General features: G+C 67.3%; 12 protein-coding genes, 1 tRNA gene and 1 pseudogene. 9 read left to right on the forward strand and 5 right to left on the reverse strand.

Annotated elements, in window-relative coordinates:
- Window positions 1–13: 13 nt before the first annotated feature.
- Together Q0053_RS09575 and Q0053_RS09580 are read left to right on the forward strand one after the other, a co-directional pair.
- Window positions 14–2194: a nuclear transport factor 2 family protein gene (locus Q0053_RS09575; protein ID WP_298099317.1), complete on the forward strand. Its 2181-nt coding sequence runs from the start codon at window positions 14–16 to the stop codon at window positions 2192–2194.
- A gap of 29 nt (window positions 2195–2223) precedes the next feature.
- A complete protein-coding gene (locus tag Q0053_RS09580; RefSeq protein WP_298099318.1) occupies window positions 2224–4356 on the forward strand; it encodes a nuclear transport factor 2 family protein in 2133 nt (710 codons plus the stop codon).
- Window positions 4357–4375: 19 nt separating this feature from the next.
- Here Q0053_RS09580 and Q0053_RS09585 read toward each other — a convergent pair whose 3' ends face one another.
- On the reverse strand, window positions 4376–5023 hold the full coding sequence (locus Q0053_RS09585) for an A24 family peptidase (RefSeq protein WP_298099321.1): 648 nt from the start codon (window positions 5021–5023) through the stop codon (window positions 4376–4378).
- Between the two features lie 372 nt (window positions 5024–5395).
- Between Q0053_RS09585 and Q0053_RS09590 the strand changes: the two genes are divergently transcribed.
- From Q0053_RS09590 to Q0053_RS09600, 3 genes are all read left to right on the forward strand, one after another.
- A complete protein-coding gene (locus Q0053_RS09590) occupies window positions 5396–5701 on the forward strand; it encodes an SCP2 sterol-binding domain-containing protein (protein WP_298099324.1) in 306 nt (101 codons plus the stop codon).
- Between the two features lie 74 nt (window positions 5702–5775).
- Complete coding sequence (locus Q0053_RS09595) at window positions 5776–6984, forward strand: acyl-CoA dehydrogenase family protein (RefSeq protein WP_298099326.1); 1209 nt, start codon at window positions 5776–5778, stop codon at window positions 6982–6984.
- A 108-nt stretch (window positions 6985–7092) separates the two neighbouring features.
- Window positions 7093–8370 carry an amidohydrolase family protein gene (locus Q0053_RS09600; RefSeq protein WP_298099329.1) on the forward strand — a complete coding sequence of 426 codons (1278 nt, stop codon included), beginning with the start codon at window positions 7093–7095 and terminating at the stop codon, window positions 8368–8370.
- A 4-nt stretch (window positions 8371–8374) separates the two neighbouring features.
- Here Q0053_RS09600 and alr read toward each other — a convergent pair whose 3' ends face one another.
- Entirely contained in the window at window positions 8375–9412 is a 1038-nt protein-coding gene (gene alr, locus Q0053_RS09605) for an alanine racemase (protein WP_298099331.1), read from the reverse strand.
- 85 nt (window positions 9413–9497) lie between these two features.
- Entirely contained in the window at window positions 9498–11690 is a 2193-nt protein-coding gene (locus Q0053_RS09610) for a DEAD/DEAH box helicase (RefSeq protein ID WP_298099333.1), read from the reverse strand.
- A gap of 228 nt (window positions 11691–11918) precedes the next feature.
- On the opposite strand from Q0053_RS09610, the gene Q0053_RS09615 reads away from it, so the two are divergent.
- Window positions 11919–13019, forward strand: coding sequence for a hypothetical protein (locus Q0053_RS09615; protein ID WP_298099336.1), 1101 nt, complete (start codon window positions 11919–11921; stop codon window positions 13017–13019).
- Window positions 13020–13056: 37 nt separating this feature from the next.
- Here Q0053_RS09615 and Q0053_RS09620 read toward each other — a convergent pair.
- Both Q0053_RS09620 and Q0053_RS09625 read right to left on the reverse strand, forming a co-directional pair.
- A tRNA-Val gene (locus Q0053_RS09620) sits at window positions 13057–13131 on the reverse strand.
- Between the two features lie 45 nt (window positions 13132–13176).
- Window positions 13177–13894 (reverse strand): annotated as a pseudogene (locus Q0053_RS09625) (HAD hydrolase-like protein); the annotation flags it as partial.
- Window positions 13895–13954: 60 nt separating this feature from the next.
- Between Q0053_RS09625 and glmU the strand changes: the two are divergent.
- Genes glmU through gor form a run of 3 tightly spaced genes read left to right on the forward strand, consistent with a single transcriptional unit; the run spans window position 13955 to window position 17406 of the window.
- Window positions 13955–15310: a bifunctional UDP-N-acetylglucosamine diphosphorylase/glucosamine-1-phosphate N-acetyltransferase GlmU gene (gene glmU, locus Q0053_RS09630; RefSeq protein ID WP_298099341.1), complete on the forward strand. Its 1356-nt coding sequence runs from the start codon at window positions 13955–13957 to the stop codon at window positions 15308–15310.
- Window positions 15307–15990, forward strand: coding sequence for a ribose-5-phosphate isomerase RpiA (gene rpiA / locus Q0053_RS09635; protein ID WP_298099344.1), 684 nt, complete (start codon window positions 15307–15309; stop codon window positions 15988–15990). The genes glmU and rpiA overlap by 4 nt, the downstream gene beginning before the upstream one ends.
- Window positions 15991–16020: 30 nt before the next feature.
- Window positions 16021–17406, forward strand: coding sequence for a glutathione-disulfide reductase (gene gor, locus Q0053_RS09640; RefSeq protein ID WP_298099347.1), 1386 nt, complete (start codon window positions 16021–16023; stop codon window positions 17404–17406).
- The last annotated feature ends 258 nt before the right edge of the window (window positions 17407–17664 follow it).

Below are 17664 nucleotides of genomic sequence, written 5' to 3' on the forward strand. Positions count from 1 at the left end.
CCTTGAGGGTCCCATGATCAGTCGCAGAACCCCGGGCGCGCTCGCCTTTGTCGTTATGGCAGGGCTGGCCTCTTCGGCCCTGTTGATCCCGTCAGGTGCCGCCTGGGCCAATCCGGCTGCCGCTAACGCGACACCCGTGATTTCCGCCGAGACCGCCGGTGAAGTCGCCGTGGTCGAGGCCGAGATTGAGCGCGCGGCTGCCCTCCGGGCGGCCAAGACTCTCCAGCACACCTACGCCCAGTATGGAGAGTATGGTCTCTGGACCGATATGGCCGCGCTGTTCAGCCGGAACGGTGAGCTGGTGATCGGCGACCGGACGATCTCCGGACCGGCCGCCATCGAGGCCTACCTCCGCAATGAAATCGGCCTGGGCCAGGACGGCCTGCCGCCCGGGGCCGTCAATACCCAGCTGATGATGGCCCCCGTCATCACCCTGGCCGCTGATGGCCAGACGGCAAGGGGGCGGTGGCAGGAACTGACGCTGCGCGGCCGCATGGGTGGGACCGCCGATTGGTCCGGCGGCATGCAGGTCAATGACTACGTCCGTGAGGACGGGGTCTGGAAGATCGCCCGCATGCACGTGATTCCGCAGTTTGCGGGACCCTATGAAACGGGCTGGTTCAGCATCGGGCCGGAAATCCCCTTCGTGCCCTATCACTACACCTCGGAAGAGGCGGGCCGGCCTGTCTCGCCCCTGACGCCCGGGCAACTCGACGCCCTTCGCAGCGCGGGCACGCAGAGCTCGCTCCCCGATCTGGAGCGTCGCGTCGCCCGGATGAACGACGAGGATCAGGTCCGGAACCTTCAGAACATCTACGGCTACTATCAGGACCGGAAGATGTGGGACGACGCGACCGACCTGTTCGAGTCGGGCGCCGTGTTCGAAATCGCCGGCCTCGGCGTCTATGAGGGCGTGGCCAGTATCCGCCGGGCGTTTGAACTGCAGGGTCCGCAGGATCTGCAGCGTGGTCAGGTCAACGACCAGCTTCAGCTTCACACCGTCGTCTCGGTCGCCCCCGGGGGTACCGAAGCGGTCGCACGCGGCCTGCAATTCGGCATGCTGACCCCGGAGCTCGGCCAGGCCTACTGGTCGATCTCCACCTTCGAGAACCGCTATGCGAAGGGGTCCGACGGCAAATGGCGCATCCGGGAAATGCGCATCTATCCGCGGATGAAGACGGACTATTATCAGGGATGGCACCGCAACGCGGTCGTTGATCCCGTGCCGACGGGCGTCGGTGCACCGGATCGGCCTTCCCCCGCCCCGACCTCGCCCCAGGTCGCCAATGTGATCCCGGCCTTCTTCAACAACCCCGTGACCGGACGCCCGGTGACGATCCCGACGGGGTTCGCCGTCGTCGGCGATCTGGGCCTGCTGCGGGACCACGGCGCCTCATCCGCCTCCGGTGGCAATGAGACCGAACGTCTGGCCGACCTGCGCCGGCGCCTCGATGTGTCCGAAGCCTACGATGCCGTGGAGAACATCTCGTCCACCTTCGGCTACTACCTCGATGACTACCAGTGGCAGCGCTACGTCGAGAACTATTCGGTCGACGGCTGGCGGCGGAAGGGTACTGGCGCGGTCTATGCCGGACGCGCTGCGATCTTCAAGGCCGAGTCCCTGTCCTATGGACCCATGCCGGTCGTGCGGGACTGGATCCGTGTGCACACCCGGCTTCAGCCTGTGATCGACGTCGGGCCGGATGCCCAACGCGCCTTCATCCGCACCCGCATGTTCCTGTATTTCGCTAACTCTCGCTCACCCGGATCCTGGAACAGCGGGATGTATCCGAACGACCAGGCTGTCCTCGAGGACGGTGTCTGGAAGATGAGGGTCGGCGGCTGGATCGACGAGACCTATTTCAACTCCCGCAGCTATGCCCTCGGCTGGGCCCGGCCGGATGCGCCGTCGACCGAGCGTCAGCAGGGCGGGGCACCGGCGGATCAAAGCGCACGGGGCTCGCCGGTTTCCTTCCCCCCCAGCATTCCGGCCGACCAGCTCGGACGTCGCGGCTATGGTGTGGTGCGTGGCTATCCGGGCTTTGCCGCCTGGCCAGAGATCAAGCCGATGTGGTTCCACTACCGCAACCCCATCAGCGGCCGGACGCCCCCCCTGTTCTGCGCCGATGTGACGGTCTGTGTGCTGGAACCTGGAACCGGGACACCGCACCCGGTCGAGGGCTCCGGGGACTGATGGCAGGTTCAATCTTGAAAGGATTTCCGATGACGGCAGGTATCAACCGGTTCAGGCCCCTGGGAATTCTTCTGGCCGCCGCTCTTGTCCTCGGCGCGCAACTGGCGCTGCCCGGGTCGGCTTCTGCCCAGCGCATGACGCCGCCGCGGCAGGATGATCCCGTTGAGATGCTGGCCCGGGACGTGGAACGCGCCCGCTCGATCCGGCAGGTCAAGGACCTGCAGTATTCGCTCACCCACTATGCCCAGTTCGGCCTGGTCGATGAAATCATGACGCTGTTTTCGGAAACGGCGGTGATCGAGCAGGTTTACGAAAACCGGACGATCCGGGGACCGGCTGCGATCCGTCGCTACTGGACCGAAAAGCTCGGCGGCCAGAACGGTCTGGGTCCGCAGCAGCTGTTCCACCAGATGTTCATGTCACCGACCGTGACGCTCAACTACGACGGTCGCGGCGCGTCGGGCCGATGGACCGAACTGACCATGCGCGGACGCTGGAACGGCAACAATCCTTCGGCAGACTGGTCCGGCGGGATGCAGGTCAACGACTATGTTCGGGAGAACGGCGTCTGGAAGATCTCCCGTATCCGCGACTATCACCAGCTTGAGGGGTCCTGGTACGACGGCTTCTTCGCCGCCCATCCGGAACTGCCGCTGGTGCCCTATCATTTCTCGCCCCTGCAGGTGGGTCGCCCCGTGCCCACCGAGCCCGGCGATGTTGACCGTTCCCTGCGCGGCCTGACGATGGAGCAGATCGAGGCGCAGATCGACGCCATGAATGCGGAAGACGAGATCCGCAGTCTGCAGAACATGTACGGCTATTACGTCGACCAGAAGATGTGGGACGACGTCACCGATCTGTTCGCGACCGATGGCGCGATGGAGATTGCCGGTGTGGGCATCTATGTCGGGTCCCAGAGCATCCGTCGCGGCCTGGAGCGGGATGGACCGCTGGGCCTCCAGCGGGGTCAGATCAACGACAACATCCAGCTGCATACGGTGGTTGAGGTTGATCCCAACGGCTATGAGGCCCGTGTCCGCGGCACCCAGCTCGGCATGCTGACGCCCGAACTGGGTACCGCCTTCTGGTCGGTCTCCACCTTCGTCAACCGGTATGTGAAGGGGGCTGACGGCAAATGGCGCATCCGGGAAATGCGCATCTTTCCGGACGTGAAGGCCGACTATTATCACGGCTGGCATCTCAGCCAGGTCGTGGACCCGGTCCCGACGGGCCGTCTCGCCCCCGACCGGGCCTCCGGTCCCGATCAGTCTCCCCAGGTCAGTGCGGTCATGCCGGCCTTCCTGCGGAATCCCGTCAATGGCCAGGGCGTCGGCTATCCGCGAGGCTTCTCGGTCGTCGGTGATGACCGGCTGGTTGATGCACCTGCCGCCAGAGCCGCGCCGGCCCGCGCCGGCACGCCGGCCCAGAGAATGGCCGAAGCGCGCCGCAAGCTGAACGTGGCCAAGGCCTATGACGCCATCGAAAACCTGTCCGGTGCCTTCGGCGACTACCTCGACGACTGGCTGTGGGACGAGTTCTCCGCGATCATGGCCGAAGACGGCACGCGTCCGCAGGGCAGCGGTTTCCACGTCGGCCGGAACAACGTCTACAACGCCATGACGGAGTCGCATCGCGCGCCGCCGTCGGCGACCAACCCGCGCGACAATGTCCGCCCGCACAAGCGCATCCAGCCGGTTATCCAGGTTACCCCGGACGGACGCCGCGCGACGCTGCGGACCCGGCTGTTCCTGTATTTCGCGAACGACGTCCGCGCCGGGGCCTTCAACGGCGGCATGTATCCGAACGAGACCCTGGTGCTCGAGGAGGGTGTCTGGAAATACCAGGTCGGCGGCGTCATCGACCAGACCTACATCGGATCGACCAGCTATGAAGACGGCTGGGCGCGGCGCGGCCTGGATCTGCCGCCGAGCCCTCCGCGTCGCGAGATGGGGCGTGGTAACGATGAGGGCGAGGAGTCGCGCTACTTCAACAGCGACATCAGCCGACCGGCCGACATTCCCTGGTCCCTGTTCAGCTACCGCCGTGGCGGAAATGCGCGCTTCCCGGATGTAAAGCCGATGTGGTTTGCCTATCGGAACCCCATCAGCGGCCGCACGCCACCCTACTATTGCCCGGACATCCTCACCTGTTTCGGGCCCTGAGGCAGGACCGGGCGCGCGACTAGAAGCCCAGTGGACCCAGCAGCCAGGTCAACCAGATTCCGGCCGCGAGGCAGGGTCCGAAGGGCATCCGGTCCGTCGCTGACACAGGTGTTCCGACCAGCAGTCGTGCTGCGACGAAACTCAGTCCGGCGGCGGAGGCCCACAGGAGCACGCTCGGCAGACCGATCCAGCCGACCCAGGCACCGCCGGCCGCGAGCAATATGGGGTCGCCGTCGCCGAGCCCCTCACGGCCGCGCAGCCGGCGATAGGCAAACGCCAGCAGCCACAGGCCGGCAAATCCGGCGGCCGCGCCGGCTATGGCGTCGAGCAGGGTGGTATGGTCCAGCAATGCCGCTGCCAGTCCACCGGTCGCGAGCAGGGGCAGGGTCAGTGCATCCGGGAGGCTGAAATGCTCGCCGTCGATGACCGCGATCAACAGCAACTGCCAGCCCAACAGGGCAGTCAGGACGGCGGCGAGGGGCACTGGCTGGGCCAGGGCGGCCCAGCCACCCAGCGCCGCTGCGGCCAGGACCATGAAGGCGAGCCGGCGCGGACCCGGGCGCGCGCCGGCGGCGCCGTGCGGCAGGGCCAGGCTGATCCGGGCGAGCATGGCGCCGACGATCAGCCCCGCGCCGCCCAACAGTATTCCGACGATCGCTGGCGTCACGGTCCGGCCTCTGAAGCAAGGCACCGCGCTCACGGCCCTTTGTCCGCGATCGTTTAGCCCGGACCGGGTGATGGGGCTACGGCCGGGCCTGAACCCCACAGGCAAGAACCGCGACCGCATCCGGGACGACGGGTCACGGTTCCCATGAGGAAATGGACGGCGGTGACCTTGACCCCTCATGTTCGGGGTGGGGAGATCAGCAGAAAAATCGCCCTTGCGCCGCGCTATTTCGCCGCGAAGTGGGCTTCAGCCTGTTAATGTCCCTCCAACTTGACCCCGCGTGACCTTGGCAGCCGCCCGGGCGCGGTTTAGTTCGTTGGCCCTATCCGATCACCGGCCCACAGGGGGTCGAGCCTTACGGGAGAATTGCGCATGGCCGATCTGGCCCAGGTTACCGAACACATCCGCAGCGCCGTCGGCGACAACTCCGGTCTGGGCAAGACCGTCAAGCTCGACCTCGGCGACGCCGGCAAGATCTTCATCGACGGGGCCTCGGTGCCGAACACCGTTTCCAATGAGGACAAGCCCGCCGACGCCACCGTGTCGATGAGCTGGGATGACTTCATGGCCCTTTCGGACGGCCAGCTGGACCCGATGATGGCCTTCATGCAGGGCAAGCTGAAGATCGCCGGCGACATGATGATCGCCCAGAAACTGGCCCCGCTGCTGAAGCGCTGAGGCGCGGGACGACGAACTGACTTCCAGGGCGCGGCTCCTCCCGGGGCCGCGCCGTTTCGTATCGGAGCACGACCATGGATTTCCGGCATAGCGACAAGGGCCTTCACTGGCAGGAGCGGGTGCGCCGCTTCCTCGATGACCACGTCATCCCGCGTGAAGCCGAGTACTGGGCCCAGGTCCGGGAAGACCACAACCGGCAGCCGCCGGTCATGGAAGAGCTCAAGGTCCTGGCCCGCGAGGCCGGCCTCTGGAACATGTTCCTGCCCGGTCATCACGGGGCCGGACTGACCAATCTCGAATACGCCCCTCTGGCCGAGATGATGGGCCACCACATGTGGACGTCGGAGGTGTTCAACTGCAACGCCCCCGACACCGGCAATATGGAGGTGCTCCACCTGTTCGGTAACGCCGAACAGCAGGCGAGATGGCTGACCCCCCTGATGGACGGCAAGATCCGCTCGGCCTTCCTGATGACCGAGCCCGCGGTCGCCTCCTCGGACGCCACCAATATCCAGACCCGGATCGAGCGCGACGGCGACCACTATGTGATCAACGGCCGCAAATGGTGGTCCAGCAACATGGCCCATCCGAACGTCGCCGTGACCATCGTCATGGGCAAGACCGACCCGGACGCCGCCACCCACGCCCAGCAGTCCCAGGTCATCGTTCCGACCGACACCCCCGGGTTCCGGGTCGAGCGTCTGCTGTCGGTATTCGGCTATGACGAGCGCCCGATCGGCCATGCCGAGGTGGTGCTGGACAATGTCCGGGTCCCGGTCGAGAACCTCATCGCCGGGGAAGGGCGTGGCTTCGAGATCGCCCAGGGGCGGCTCGGGCCGGGCCGTATCCACCACTGCATGCGCACCATCGGCCTGGCCGAACGGGCGCTGGATCTCATGGTCGCGCGCCTTCTGTCGCGCACGGCCTTCAAGAAGCCGATCGCGGAGCATTCGGTCTGGGAACAGCGGATCGGCGAGGCCCGGACCAATATCGAGATGTGCCGCCTGCTGGTGCTGAAGGCCGCCTGGATGATGGATGAGGCCGGCAACAAGAACGCCAAGTCCGAGATCGCCCAGATCAAGGTCGCGGCCCCGCGCATGGCGCTCAAGATCATCGACGACGCCATCCAGGCCTTCGGTGGGGCCGGTGTCTCGGGCGATACGCCCCTGGCCGAGATGTATGCCATGGTCCGGACCGTCCGACTGGTCGACGGCCCCGACGAGGTCCACAACCGGACCATCGCCCGGCTGGAATATGCCAAACACGGCGGTCGGGGCGGCTAGGCCTCATCGTCTCCTCCCCGTTCGCCCGGCGGACGGGGAGGTGGCGCAGTGAGTTGCCCCGGCGGTCTCGCCATGCGAGCTTCGCCGCCGCTTTTGGGGAATACCACCATGTTGAAACGTCTGGCCGCCGCCGCCGCCCTCGCGCTTGTCCTCGCGACTCCGGCCCTTGCCGATACCCTCGTCGTCACCGCGGCGCGCATGGTGGATGTCGAACGCGGCCGCTATGTCGACAATCCCGTGGTCGTGGTCACCGATGGCCGGATCACGGCAGTCGGGACGGCCGTGCCTGCCGGCCTGCCGGCCGATGCCCGCCGCCTCGACCTGCCGGGGCTGACCCTGCTGCCCGGCCTGATCGACATGCACGTCCACCTGGCCTCGACGCCCTATGTCTCGGGGTGGAACGAGCTGGACTATGCCGATGACTTCGGCGCCATCCTTCAGGTCGTCCATGCCCGCGCCAACCTGATGGCGGGTTTCACTACGGTGCGGAACCTGGGTGGCCCGGCGTTCGCCGATGTGGCCCTGCGCCAGGCCATCGACGGCGGTTTCGTCGAAGGACCGCGGGTCATTCCCTCCGGTGCCTCGTTCGGCGCGACCGGCGGCCATTGCGACGTCACCGGCATGCCGTACTCCATGGCCCAGGCCAATCCGTTCAATACCGACGGCGTCGAGAACGCCCGCCATGCCGTGCGCGAGGTGCGCAAATACGGGGCCCAGGTGATCAAGGTCTGCGCGACCGGCGGCGTCTTCTCGCGCAATACCGAACCCGGCCAGCAGCAGATGACCCTGGCGGAGCTGACCGCCGTCGCCGATGAGGCGCACATGTGGGGCCTGAAGGTCGCCGCCCATGCCCACGGTGCCTCGGGTATCGCGGATGCCATCCGCGCCGGCATCGACACCATCGAACATGCCTCGATGATCGACGCCGAGGGCATCCGTCTGGCGGTCGAGCACGGGACCTGGCTGTCGATGGACATCTACAACACCGACTTCACCCAGGCGACGGGCACGGAGTTCGGGGTCACCGAGGACAATCTGCGCAAGGATCGCGAGACCGCCCAGGTCCAGCGCGACGGCTTCCGCGCCGCCCACCGCGCCGGGGCCCGGATGGTGTTCGGCAGCGACGCCGCCATCTATCCGCACGGCCAGAACGCGCGGCAGTTCGCGATCATGGTCGAATACGGCATGACCCCCGCCGAGGCGATCCGCGCCGCGACGTGGAACGCCGCCCAGGCGCTCGGGCGGGAAGGCGATGTGGGGGCCATTGTGACCGGCCGCTACGGCGATCTGATCGCGGTGTCCGGCGACCCGCTGGCCGATGTGCGGATGCTTGAGACCGTGCCTGTGGTCATCAAGGGCGGGGCCGTGGTGCGCGACGCCCGCTGAGGTTTCAGCCGACGTAGACCCGCGGCACCCGGGCCGTGACCGAGGTCAGCAGCTCATAGGCGATCGTCCCGGCGGCGGTCGCCGCGTCGTCCAGCATCCGGTTGGCGCCGAACAGCTCGATCCGGTCGCCGACGGCCAGGTCCAGCCCGGTCACATCGACGGCGCAGGCGTCCATCGACACCCGCCCGACGATGGGACGGCATTCACCCGCCACGAAGACCTCGCCACGCGGGCTGTAACTCCTCAGCACGCCGTCGGCATAGCCCGCCGCGCAGGTGGCGATCCGGGTGGGCCGCGTCGCCATGAAGCCGCGCGAATAGCCGACCGACTCGCCGACGGGCACCTCGTGCAGCTGCAATATCTCCGCCGCCAGCGTCGCCACGGGCTGGATGCGGCCCTCGGGGCGGCCCTCGGGTCCACCGCCGTACAGGCAGATACCGGGCCGGGTCGCATCGAACGCATAGTCGGGGCCCAGGAAGACGCCGCCCGAGTTGGCGAAGGACCGCACCGCATCCGGATAGCGCGCCGCTGCGGCCGCAAAGGCCGTCCGCTGGCGGACGTTCATGGGCTCGGCCGGATCGTCGGCACAGGCGAGGTGGCTCAGAACCAGATCCAGCCCTTCGAACGGCGTCGGCGCGGCCTCCGGGCGGAAGCCCAGACGGTTCATGCCCGTGTCGATCTGGATACCGCAGGCACCGCCGCCGGCCGCCTGCCATTCCGCCAGCTGGGCGTCGGCGTTGAGCACCGGGCGCAGGCCCGCGGCCCTCAGCCGGGCCCCGCAGCCGGGCAGGCAGCCGTCCAGCACATAGATGGCCGGTGTTTCACCAAGCGCCGCGCGCAGCCGCTCGCCCTCGGCGGCCCGCGCCACGAAGAAGGTTCGCGCGCCCTCCGCCATCAATCGCCGGGCACAGGCGGCGGCTCCGAGGCCATAGCTGTCGGCCTTCACCACGGGATGCACGGGAACACCGCCCAGCGCTTCCAGCGTGCGGAAATTCGCGGCGAGGGCGTTCAGGTCGACGGTGAGTGTGGCCGGTGCAGGCATTCCGCCATCTATGGCGACCCGCTTGTGCGATGCAACACACACCTCATCCCCGGGTCAGGCCTGAGGATAACGGGGGGCAGGGGCCCTAGCGCGGTCCCTTGGCCTTGTAGGGCTTGGCACCGGCGGGCTTGCCGCGCGGGTCACGGGCCGCCCACGGGCGGTCGCCGCCCTTGGGCTTGCCCTTCCACGGCCGGTCGCCGGCGGCGGCAGCGGGCGCGGCCTCCGCGTCGGAGCGCGGGGCCCAGGGTGTCTTGCCTTCGCTCGCCGGCTTCTTGACCCAGGGCTTCTTGCCGGGAGGCGTCGGGTCGGCAGGGGTGCGTTTGACCCACGGCTTCTTGCCCTCAGCGGCCGGGGCCGGGGCGTCGTCGCGCTTCACCCAAGGCTTTTTCTCGGCCTGCGGACGATCCTCGCGAGCCTTCCAGGCGGGCTTTTCAGCGGTCTCCTCGCGTTTCACCCAGGGCTTCTTGCCTTCAACGGCAGGAGCGGCGTCCTCGCGCTTGACCCACGGCTTCTTCGCGCCTTCGGGACGATCTTCGCGCGGCTTCCAGGCGGGTTTTTCGCCGCCTTCCTCGCGCGCCTTCCACGGCTTCTTGTCGGGACGGTCGCCGCCGGCAGGCTTCTTGTCCCAGCGGCTGACGGGCTTCTCCGACGGGCCCGGCTTGACGGCCGGATCGATCTTCACCCCGTCCTCGAGCCCAAGCGCGATGGCGGCCTCGAACCTGGCCTGCATCTCCTGGGTGATCTCGAACTTGGTCTCGCGTTCGAAGATCTTGATCGCGCCGATGTCGCGCTTGGTCACATGGCCGAGGCGGCAGATGGTCGGCATCAGCCATTTCGGATCGGCATTCTTGTCCCGACCGATATTGATCCGGTACCAGGTCATGTCGCCGCCGCGGGCGAAGTCCGTATAGGGGACGTCGGGCTGGCCCTTGTCGTTCTTGCCGCTCTCCTGCTGCCGCTTCATCCGGTCGTCGTCATAGACGTCCTCGGGGGCCGGCAGCTTCTGCTGGTAGAGGCGGATCAGGGCGGCGGCGACCTGCTCCGGCGTGGTCTTTTCCAGCAGTTGGCGGCCGAGGGCCAGCATGTCCTCGTCCTCGACCGGCGCGGTCAGGACCGGGTCGGCGAGCATACGTTTGCGGTCGTTCTCGAGGATCATCTCGGCCGAAGGCGGGCCCGACCATTCGGCCTTGATCGAGGCCGATTGCAGCATCAGCTCGACCTTGCGGCGGCGCGTATAGCTGACCAGCAGGACCGAGACGCCCTTCTTGCCGGCGCGGCCGGTGCGGCCCGAACGATGCAGCAGCCCGGCCTTGTTGACCGGGATCTCGGCATGGATGACCAACCCCAGATCGGGCAGGTCCAGACCCCGCGCGGCGACGTCGGTCGCGACGCAGACCCTGGCATGGCCGTCCCGCAGGGCTTGCAAGGCCTCGGAACGCTGGCTCTGGGTCAGTTCGCCGGACAGGCCGACGACCGAGAACCCGCGCTCGCGCAGGCTGGAGGTCAGGTGTTTCACCCGCTCGCGGGTGTTGGCGAACACCAGGGCACCGGGGGCCTCGAAATAGCGCAGCACATTGACGACCGCGAGCTCCACCTCGTTCGGCGCGACACGAATGGCCTTGTATTCGATGTCGGCGTGGGACGCGTTGCCGGCGACCGTATCGATCCTCAGGGCGTCGCGTTGATAGGTCTTGGCCAGCTGCACGATGTCGCGCGCCAGGGTGGCCGAGAACATCAGGGTGCGGCGCTCGGCCGGGGCGGTCTCGAGGATGAAGGTCAGGTCCTCATGAAAGCCCATGTCGAGCATTTCGTCGGCTTCATCCAGGACGACGGCCTGCAGGGTCGTCAGGTCCAGCGAGCCGCGCTCGAGATGGTCGCGCAGGCGGCCGGGGGTGCCGACGACGATGTGGCAGCCGCGATTCAGCGCCTGTCGTTCGACCTTGGGGTCCATGCCGCCGACGCAGGAGACGATGCGCGCGCCGGTCTTGGCGTAAAGCCACTGCAGTTCATTGGAGACCTGCAGCGCCAGCTCGCGGGTCGGGGCGATGACCAGGGCCACCGGCGCGCCGAACTCGGCGAATTTCTCGGCCTCGCCGAGCAGGGTCGGGGCAAGCGCCAGGCCGAAGGCGACGGTCTTGCCCGAACCGGTCTGGGCCGAAACGAGCAGATCACGGCCCTGTTCGGCTTCCAGCACGGCGGATTGCACCGGCGTGGGCTCGGCATAGCCGCGCTCGGAAAGGGCGCGGTCGAGCGCAGGATGGCTTGCGGGGAAGGGCATGGGGCGGTCCAATAGCACGATTCAGCGCGCGAATAGTCGGCGCGACAGTCGGCGGACGCCGGCTCATGCGGGTGAAAAGCGGCAAAATGGTGGAGCCGGTTCAATCCGGTCGCCGCGCCGTCCCCAAAGGGGCGGAATCGCCTGATTTTCCGTCGGATATCCGCCCGTTATCGTTCTGGAAACGTCCCCGTGCGTTAATGTTACCGCAATCGTGCCTGAAGGGCCCTTATGTCAGATCGCGCTGTTCGCAGCCTTGAGTTTCTGGAGAAATCGGCCTCGACGGCCCGGGTGCTGAACCTGTTCCAGATCTACAAGGTCCACGGTCATACCAGTGCATGGCGCGAACAGCCTCTGTTTGTGTCGCCCGGGCTGAACCAGGCGCTGGTGATCAAACACAGGCTGCGCCGCAACGAGACCGATCTGTTCAGGGGTTCGCGCCGGGTCGCGACCAAGATTGTCGTGCCGATCGACAGCCGCGAGCTGAAGGCTGGCGGTCGCTACGTCTTCTTCGAACAGATCAACTATGCGGCCATTCTCAAGGAGGTGTTCGGCATCACGCCCGAGCACCCCGACTTCCGGACACTCAAGCTGATCGACCAGCTCCCTTCGCTGGACCCCTTCCTGTTGCGGGAACAGCTGAGTCGGGCCGACATCCATCCGGCCCCCTGCTATTTCGCCATCAGTGAGGCGGACATGCAGAAGATGCTGAGCTTCGTCCAGCGCGAGATCGAGCCCCTTGTGCAGCTCAGCCTCGGGGACGCGACGGCCTCGACCAGTTCCATTGCCCGTATGGCTGCCAAGATCCTCTCGAATGCCCCCGGTGACCGTATGGACGGTCTGGGCGAGGTCCTGAGGCTGAACCCGGAGCAGTATGAGGAAGGCATCTTCTGCTGGAAGGGCTTCCTCTATTTCAAATGGATGCTCGGCAGCATGGCGGAAGATATCGCCGGCGTCATGGCCAAGGTCGCCAGCATCAAGGCCGTCGGGCCCATGGACAGTGAGGCGCGGGAATATCTGGTCCGTGGACGCGAGGTCGTCCGCGAACAGATCAAGCGGGCCCGGGCGGAGACCCGGGAGACGATGAAGATCTATGACGAGGCCTATGCCGGTCTGACGAAGAACGGCGATCCCCTGATCTTCCGCGACTTCCTGCTCAAGGCACCCTCGCTTTTCGCTCGCCTTGGCGATCAGCTGGGCGCCATTCAGCATGTCATCAGCTTCTGGAATTTCCGCTTCGGCCCGAAGTCCCCTCCGCCGAGTGTCTCGGAGCTGATCGACATCTTCATGGATTTCGAAACGAGCCTGAAGGGCCGGAACGAACCGACCTGACCGCGCCCCCGGGGCCAGAGGTGCCGGGGGCCGTGAATGGTGGATGCGACAGGGATTGAACCTGTGACCCCCTCGGTGTGAACGAGGTGCTCTCCCGCTGAGCTACGCATCCGGCCGGTTCAGGAGGCGCGGACATAGCCCGCTCGTCCGGGGCTGGCAAGCCGTCAGATGGCGACGGACACCTCTGCCCGGCACAGGCTCCCGACCGCCGTGATCAGGTCCGGAAAGCGGTCGATGACGATGTCGCCGCCCAGGATGTCCAGGGGCGCATCATTGTAGCCGAAGCTGCAGACGACACAGGGCACACCCGCCGCCCGGGCGCTGCCGGTGTCGGTCGTGGCGTCGCCGACCATCACGGCCCGGGCCGGATCGCCGCCGGCCAGCAGAACGGCCTCGCGCACATGGGCTCCGTCAGGCTTTCGCGCACTGACCCGGTCGGGACCGGCGATCACAGGGAAATGGCGGGTCAGACCCACGGCCCCGATCAGGGCCACGGCCAGATCGGTGCGTTTGTTGGTGGCGACGCACAGAACGGCCCCGTGCGCCGACAGGTGATCCAGGGTCTCCACGACGCCGTCGAACGCCCGGCTCTCGTCAGCGATATGGGCGACATAGTCGTCGATGAAACGGTCGAACAGTTCGGGCTCTGCGGCCTCGTCCCACACCGTCCCGGCCTCGGCAAATCCATGGCGGAGCAGGGCCCGGGCACCATGGCCGACCAGATGCCGGGCAGAGGACACCGGCACAGGCGGATGGCCGCGCGGCGCCAGCATCCGGTTCAGGGTGCCGATAAGGTCCGGTGCGGAGTCGACCAGGGTGCCGTCCAGATCGAAGGCAATGGTCCAGCCTTCAAGATCGCGTATGCGCATCGACATCTCCCCCGGACTGCCGGGATGGGCTAGACCGCTGCCGACGACTAACCGCCGGACCGATTCATGACCAGCACCCGCGCACCCCGCGCCGCCATCATTCTCGCCGCCGGACAGGGCACGCGGATGAAGTCGCCCCTGCCCAAGGTGCTGCACCCGGTCGGTGGCCGGGCCATGCTGGATCACGCCATCGACGCGGCCGAGGCCCTGGGCTGCGAGCGGATCATCGTCGTGGTCGGCAATCACTCGCCGGAGGTCCGGGCCCATGTGTCCAAGCGCCTGGGCGAGGCCGCCATCGCGGTCCAGGACCCGCCGATCGGCACCGGCCACGCCGTGCGCGCCGCCGAGGCCGCCATGGCAGGCTTCACCGGTCAGGTGGTCATCACCTATGGCGACGTGCCCCTGCTGAAGGCGGCCGATATCGAGCCGGTGTTCGCCTCGACGGACGGCGTCACCGTGATCGGCTTCGAGGCGCGCGATCCGGGGGCCTATGGCCGGCTGGTCATGGACGGCGACACCCTAGCCGCCATCACCGAAGCCAAGGAGGCGTCGGCCGAGGTTCTGGCGATCACCGCCTGCAACTCCGGCGTCATGGCCGCGCCCTCGGCCCTGCTGTTCGAGCTGCTGGCCGAGGTGCGGAACGACAATGCCAAGGGCGAATACTATCTGACCGATGTGGTCGAACTGGCCCGTCGCCGCGGCGAACCGACCCGGGTGGTGTTCGCCGGCGAGGATGCGGTCATGGGGGTCAACGCCCAGGCCGAACTGGCCGTGGCCGAGGCCCTGTTCCAGTCAGCCCGGCGCGAGGCGTTTCTGGCCGCGGGCGTGACGATGCCGGACCCCGGGACGGTCCATTTCTCGTTCGACACCGAGGTCGGCGGCGGGACGACGATCGAGCCCTATGTCGTGTTCGGTCCCGGCGCGAAGATCGCGGGCGGGGCCCGTATCCGCAGCTTCAGCCATGTCGAGGGGGCCAGGGTCGCCGCCGGCGCCGAGGTCGGCCCCTATGCCCGCCTGCGCCCGGGCGCCGATCTGGGCGAGGGCGCCAAGGTCGGAAATTTCGTCGAGGTGAAGAATGTCCGCATGGGACCGGGCGCCAAGGCCAACCACCTCGCCTATCTCGGGGACGGCGAGGTCGGGGCCGGGGCCAATATCGGCGCGGGCACCATCTTCTGTAATTACGACGGCTTCTTCAAACACCGCACCACAGTGGGCGAGGGGGCCTTCGTCGGCTCCAACAGCTCGCTGGTCGCACCGGTGACCATCGGCGCGGGTGCCATGGTCGGTTCGGGCTCGGTGATCACCCGGGACGTGGAATCCGGCGATCTGGCCCTGGCCCGCGGCAAGCAGGAGACGCTGCCCGGCTGGGCCAAACGGTTCATGGAGACCATGCGGGCGAAGAAGGCGGCGAAGGCGAAATGAGCGACACCTGGAAGAGGAACGCCGGCGAGGCCGCTGCGCTCCGCGTCGAGGCCGGCATGGTCGTCGGCCTCGGCACCGGCTCGACCGCGGCCTGGTTCGTCAAGGCGCTGGCGGCGCGCAATCTGACCGGCCTGCGCTGCGTGCCCACGTCCGAAGCCACGGCCGAACTGGCGCGCGAACTGGGCCTGACCCTGTCGACGCTGGAGGACACCCCCCGCATCGACCTGACCGTCGACGGCGCCGACGAGGTCGGTCCCGGCCTGGCCCTGATCAAGGGGGGCGGCGCGGCCCTGCTGCGCGAGAAACTGGTGTGGGAGGCCTCTGCCCGCTGCATCGTCATCGCTGACAAGGCCAAGGTTGTGCCCGTGCTGGGGGCCTTTGCCCTGCCGATCGAGGTGGTCACCTTCGGCCACAAGACCACCGCCAACCGGATCGCCGACGTGCTGGCCGATCATGACATCGCCATGCCGGCGCGGGTGCGGACGGCCGAACGAGGGCTGGTTCGGACCGACGGCGGCAATCTGATCTATGATGCGAAATGTGCCGCCATCCACGACCCGGTGCGGCTGGCGGACGACCTGAAGCTGATCACCGGCGTGGTCGAGCACGGCCTGTTCCTCGACCTGGCCGATGAGGCGATCATCGGTTTGGAATCCGGCATCGACGTCCTAAGTCCGTAACCTCGACCTCCGCCGCTTCGAAAGCAGACCATGGCCGATTCCTACGACTACGACCTCTTCGTCATCGGCGCCGGTTCGGGCGGCGTGCGGGCGGCGCGACTGACCGCCCTCGGCGGCAAGCGGGTGGCCATCGCCGAGGAGCATCGGGTCGGCGGCACCTGCGTGATCCGCGGCTGCGTGCCCAAGAAATTCATGGTCATGGCCAGCGATTTCGCCCACCAGTTCCATACGGCCGAGGGCTATGGCTGGACGGTGGATGCCCGCTTCGACTGGCCGAAATTCCTTGAGGCCAAGGACATCGAGATCGCCCGCCTGTCGGGCATCTATGCCGCCAACCTCGGCAAGGCCGGGGTCGATCTGATCAATGGGCGGGCCGTGTTGAAGGACGCCCATACCATCGAGATTCTGGGCAAGGATCAGACCATCACGGCCGAGCGGATCCTGATCGCCACGGGCGGGCGGCCCTGGGTTCCGGAGGATCTGCCCGGGGTGGAGCACGCCATCACCTCGGAAGAGGCCTTCCATCTTCCGCAACTGCCCAAACGCATCCTGATCGCCGGCGGTGGCTATATCGCCGTCGAGTTTGCCGGCATTTTCGCCGGCCTCGGGGTCGAGACCACCCTGATCTATCGCGGCCCCAACCTCCTGCGGGGCTTTGACGACGATGTGCGCGCCCATCTGGCCGGCGAGATCGAAAAGCGCGGGATCAAGGTGATCCTCGGATGCCGACATGCCGCGATCGAAAAGACCGCCACAGGCTTGCTGAACCGGCTCGAGAACGGCCACGAGATCGAGACCGATGTGGTCATGTTCGCCACCGGCCGCGTGCCCTACGTCAAGGCGCTGGGGCTGGAGACCGCCGGGGTCGCGCTGAACGACCAGGGCGCCATCAAGGTCGATGCCCTGTCGAAGACCACGGCCGACAACATCTGGGCCATCGGCGACGTCACGGATCGCATGAACCTGACGCCCGTGGCCATCCGCGAGGCGGTGGCCTTCCATGAGACCGTCTATCGCGACAACCCCCAGGCCTTTGACTATGAGGCCGTGGCCACCGCCGTGTTCAGCCAGCCGCCGGTCGGCACGGTCGGCCTGACCGAGAGCGAGGCCCGGCACAGCCTGGGCGGCGCGGTTGACGTCTATCTGACCCGGTTCCGGCCGATGAAATACGCCTTCACCGGCTCGGACGAGCGGGTGCTGATGAAACTGGTTGTCGACGGCCAGAGCCAGAAGGTGGTGGGTGTCCACATCGTCGGTCCGGAGTCGCCCGAGATGATCCAGCTGGCCGCCATCGCCGTGAAGGCCGGCCTGACCAAGGCCCAGTGGGACGCCACCTGCGCCGTCCACCCCACCATGGCCGAGGAACTGGTGACCCTGAAGGACAAGCAGCAACCGGGGCAGATGTCGGCGGGGTAGGGGGGTCGCCCCCGTCTCCTCCCCGCTTCGCGGGGAGGGGGACCGTCCGGAGCCTCGCAGAGGCGAAGGAGGGTGGAGGGGCGCCACCCCAGTCTCCTCCCCGCTTCGCGGGGAGGGGGACCGTCCGGAGCCTCGCAGAGGCGAAGGAGGGTGGAGGGGCGCCGACCGCACGCTCCTCCCTACCCCTCCACCATCCTTCGGATGGTCCCCCTCCCCATTCGCTACGCGAACAGGGAGGAGACGGGATGCCTACAATCC

It is taken from the genome of Brevundimonas sp. (assembly GCF_027487935.1).
Classification (GTDB): Bacteria; Pseudomonadota; Alphaproteobacteria; order Caulobacterales; family Caulobacteraceae; genus Brevundimonas.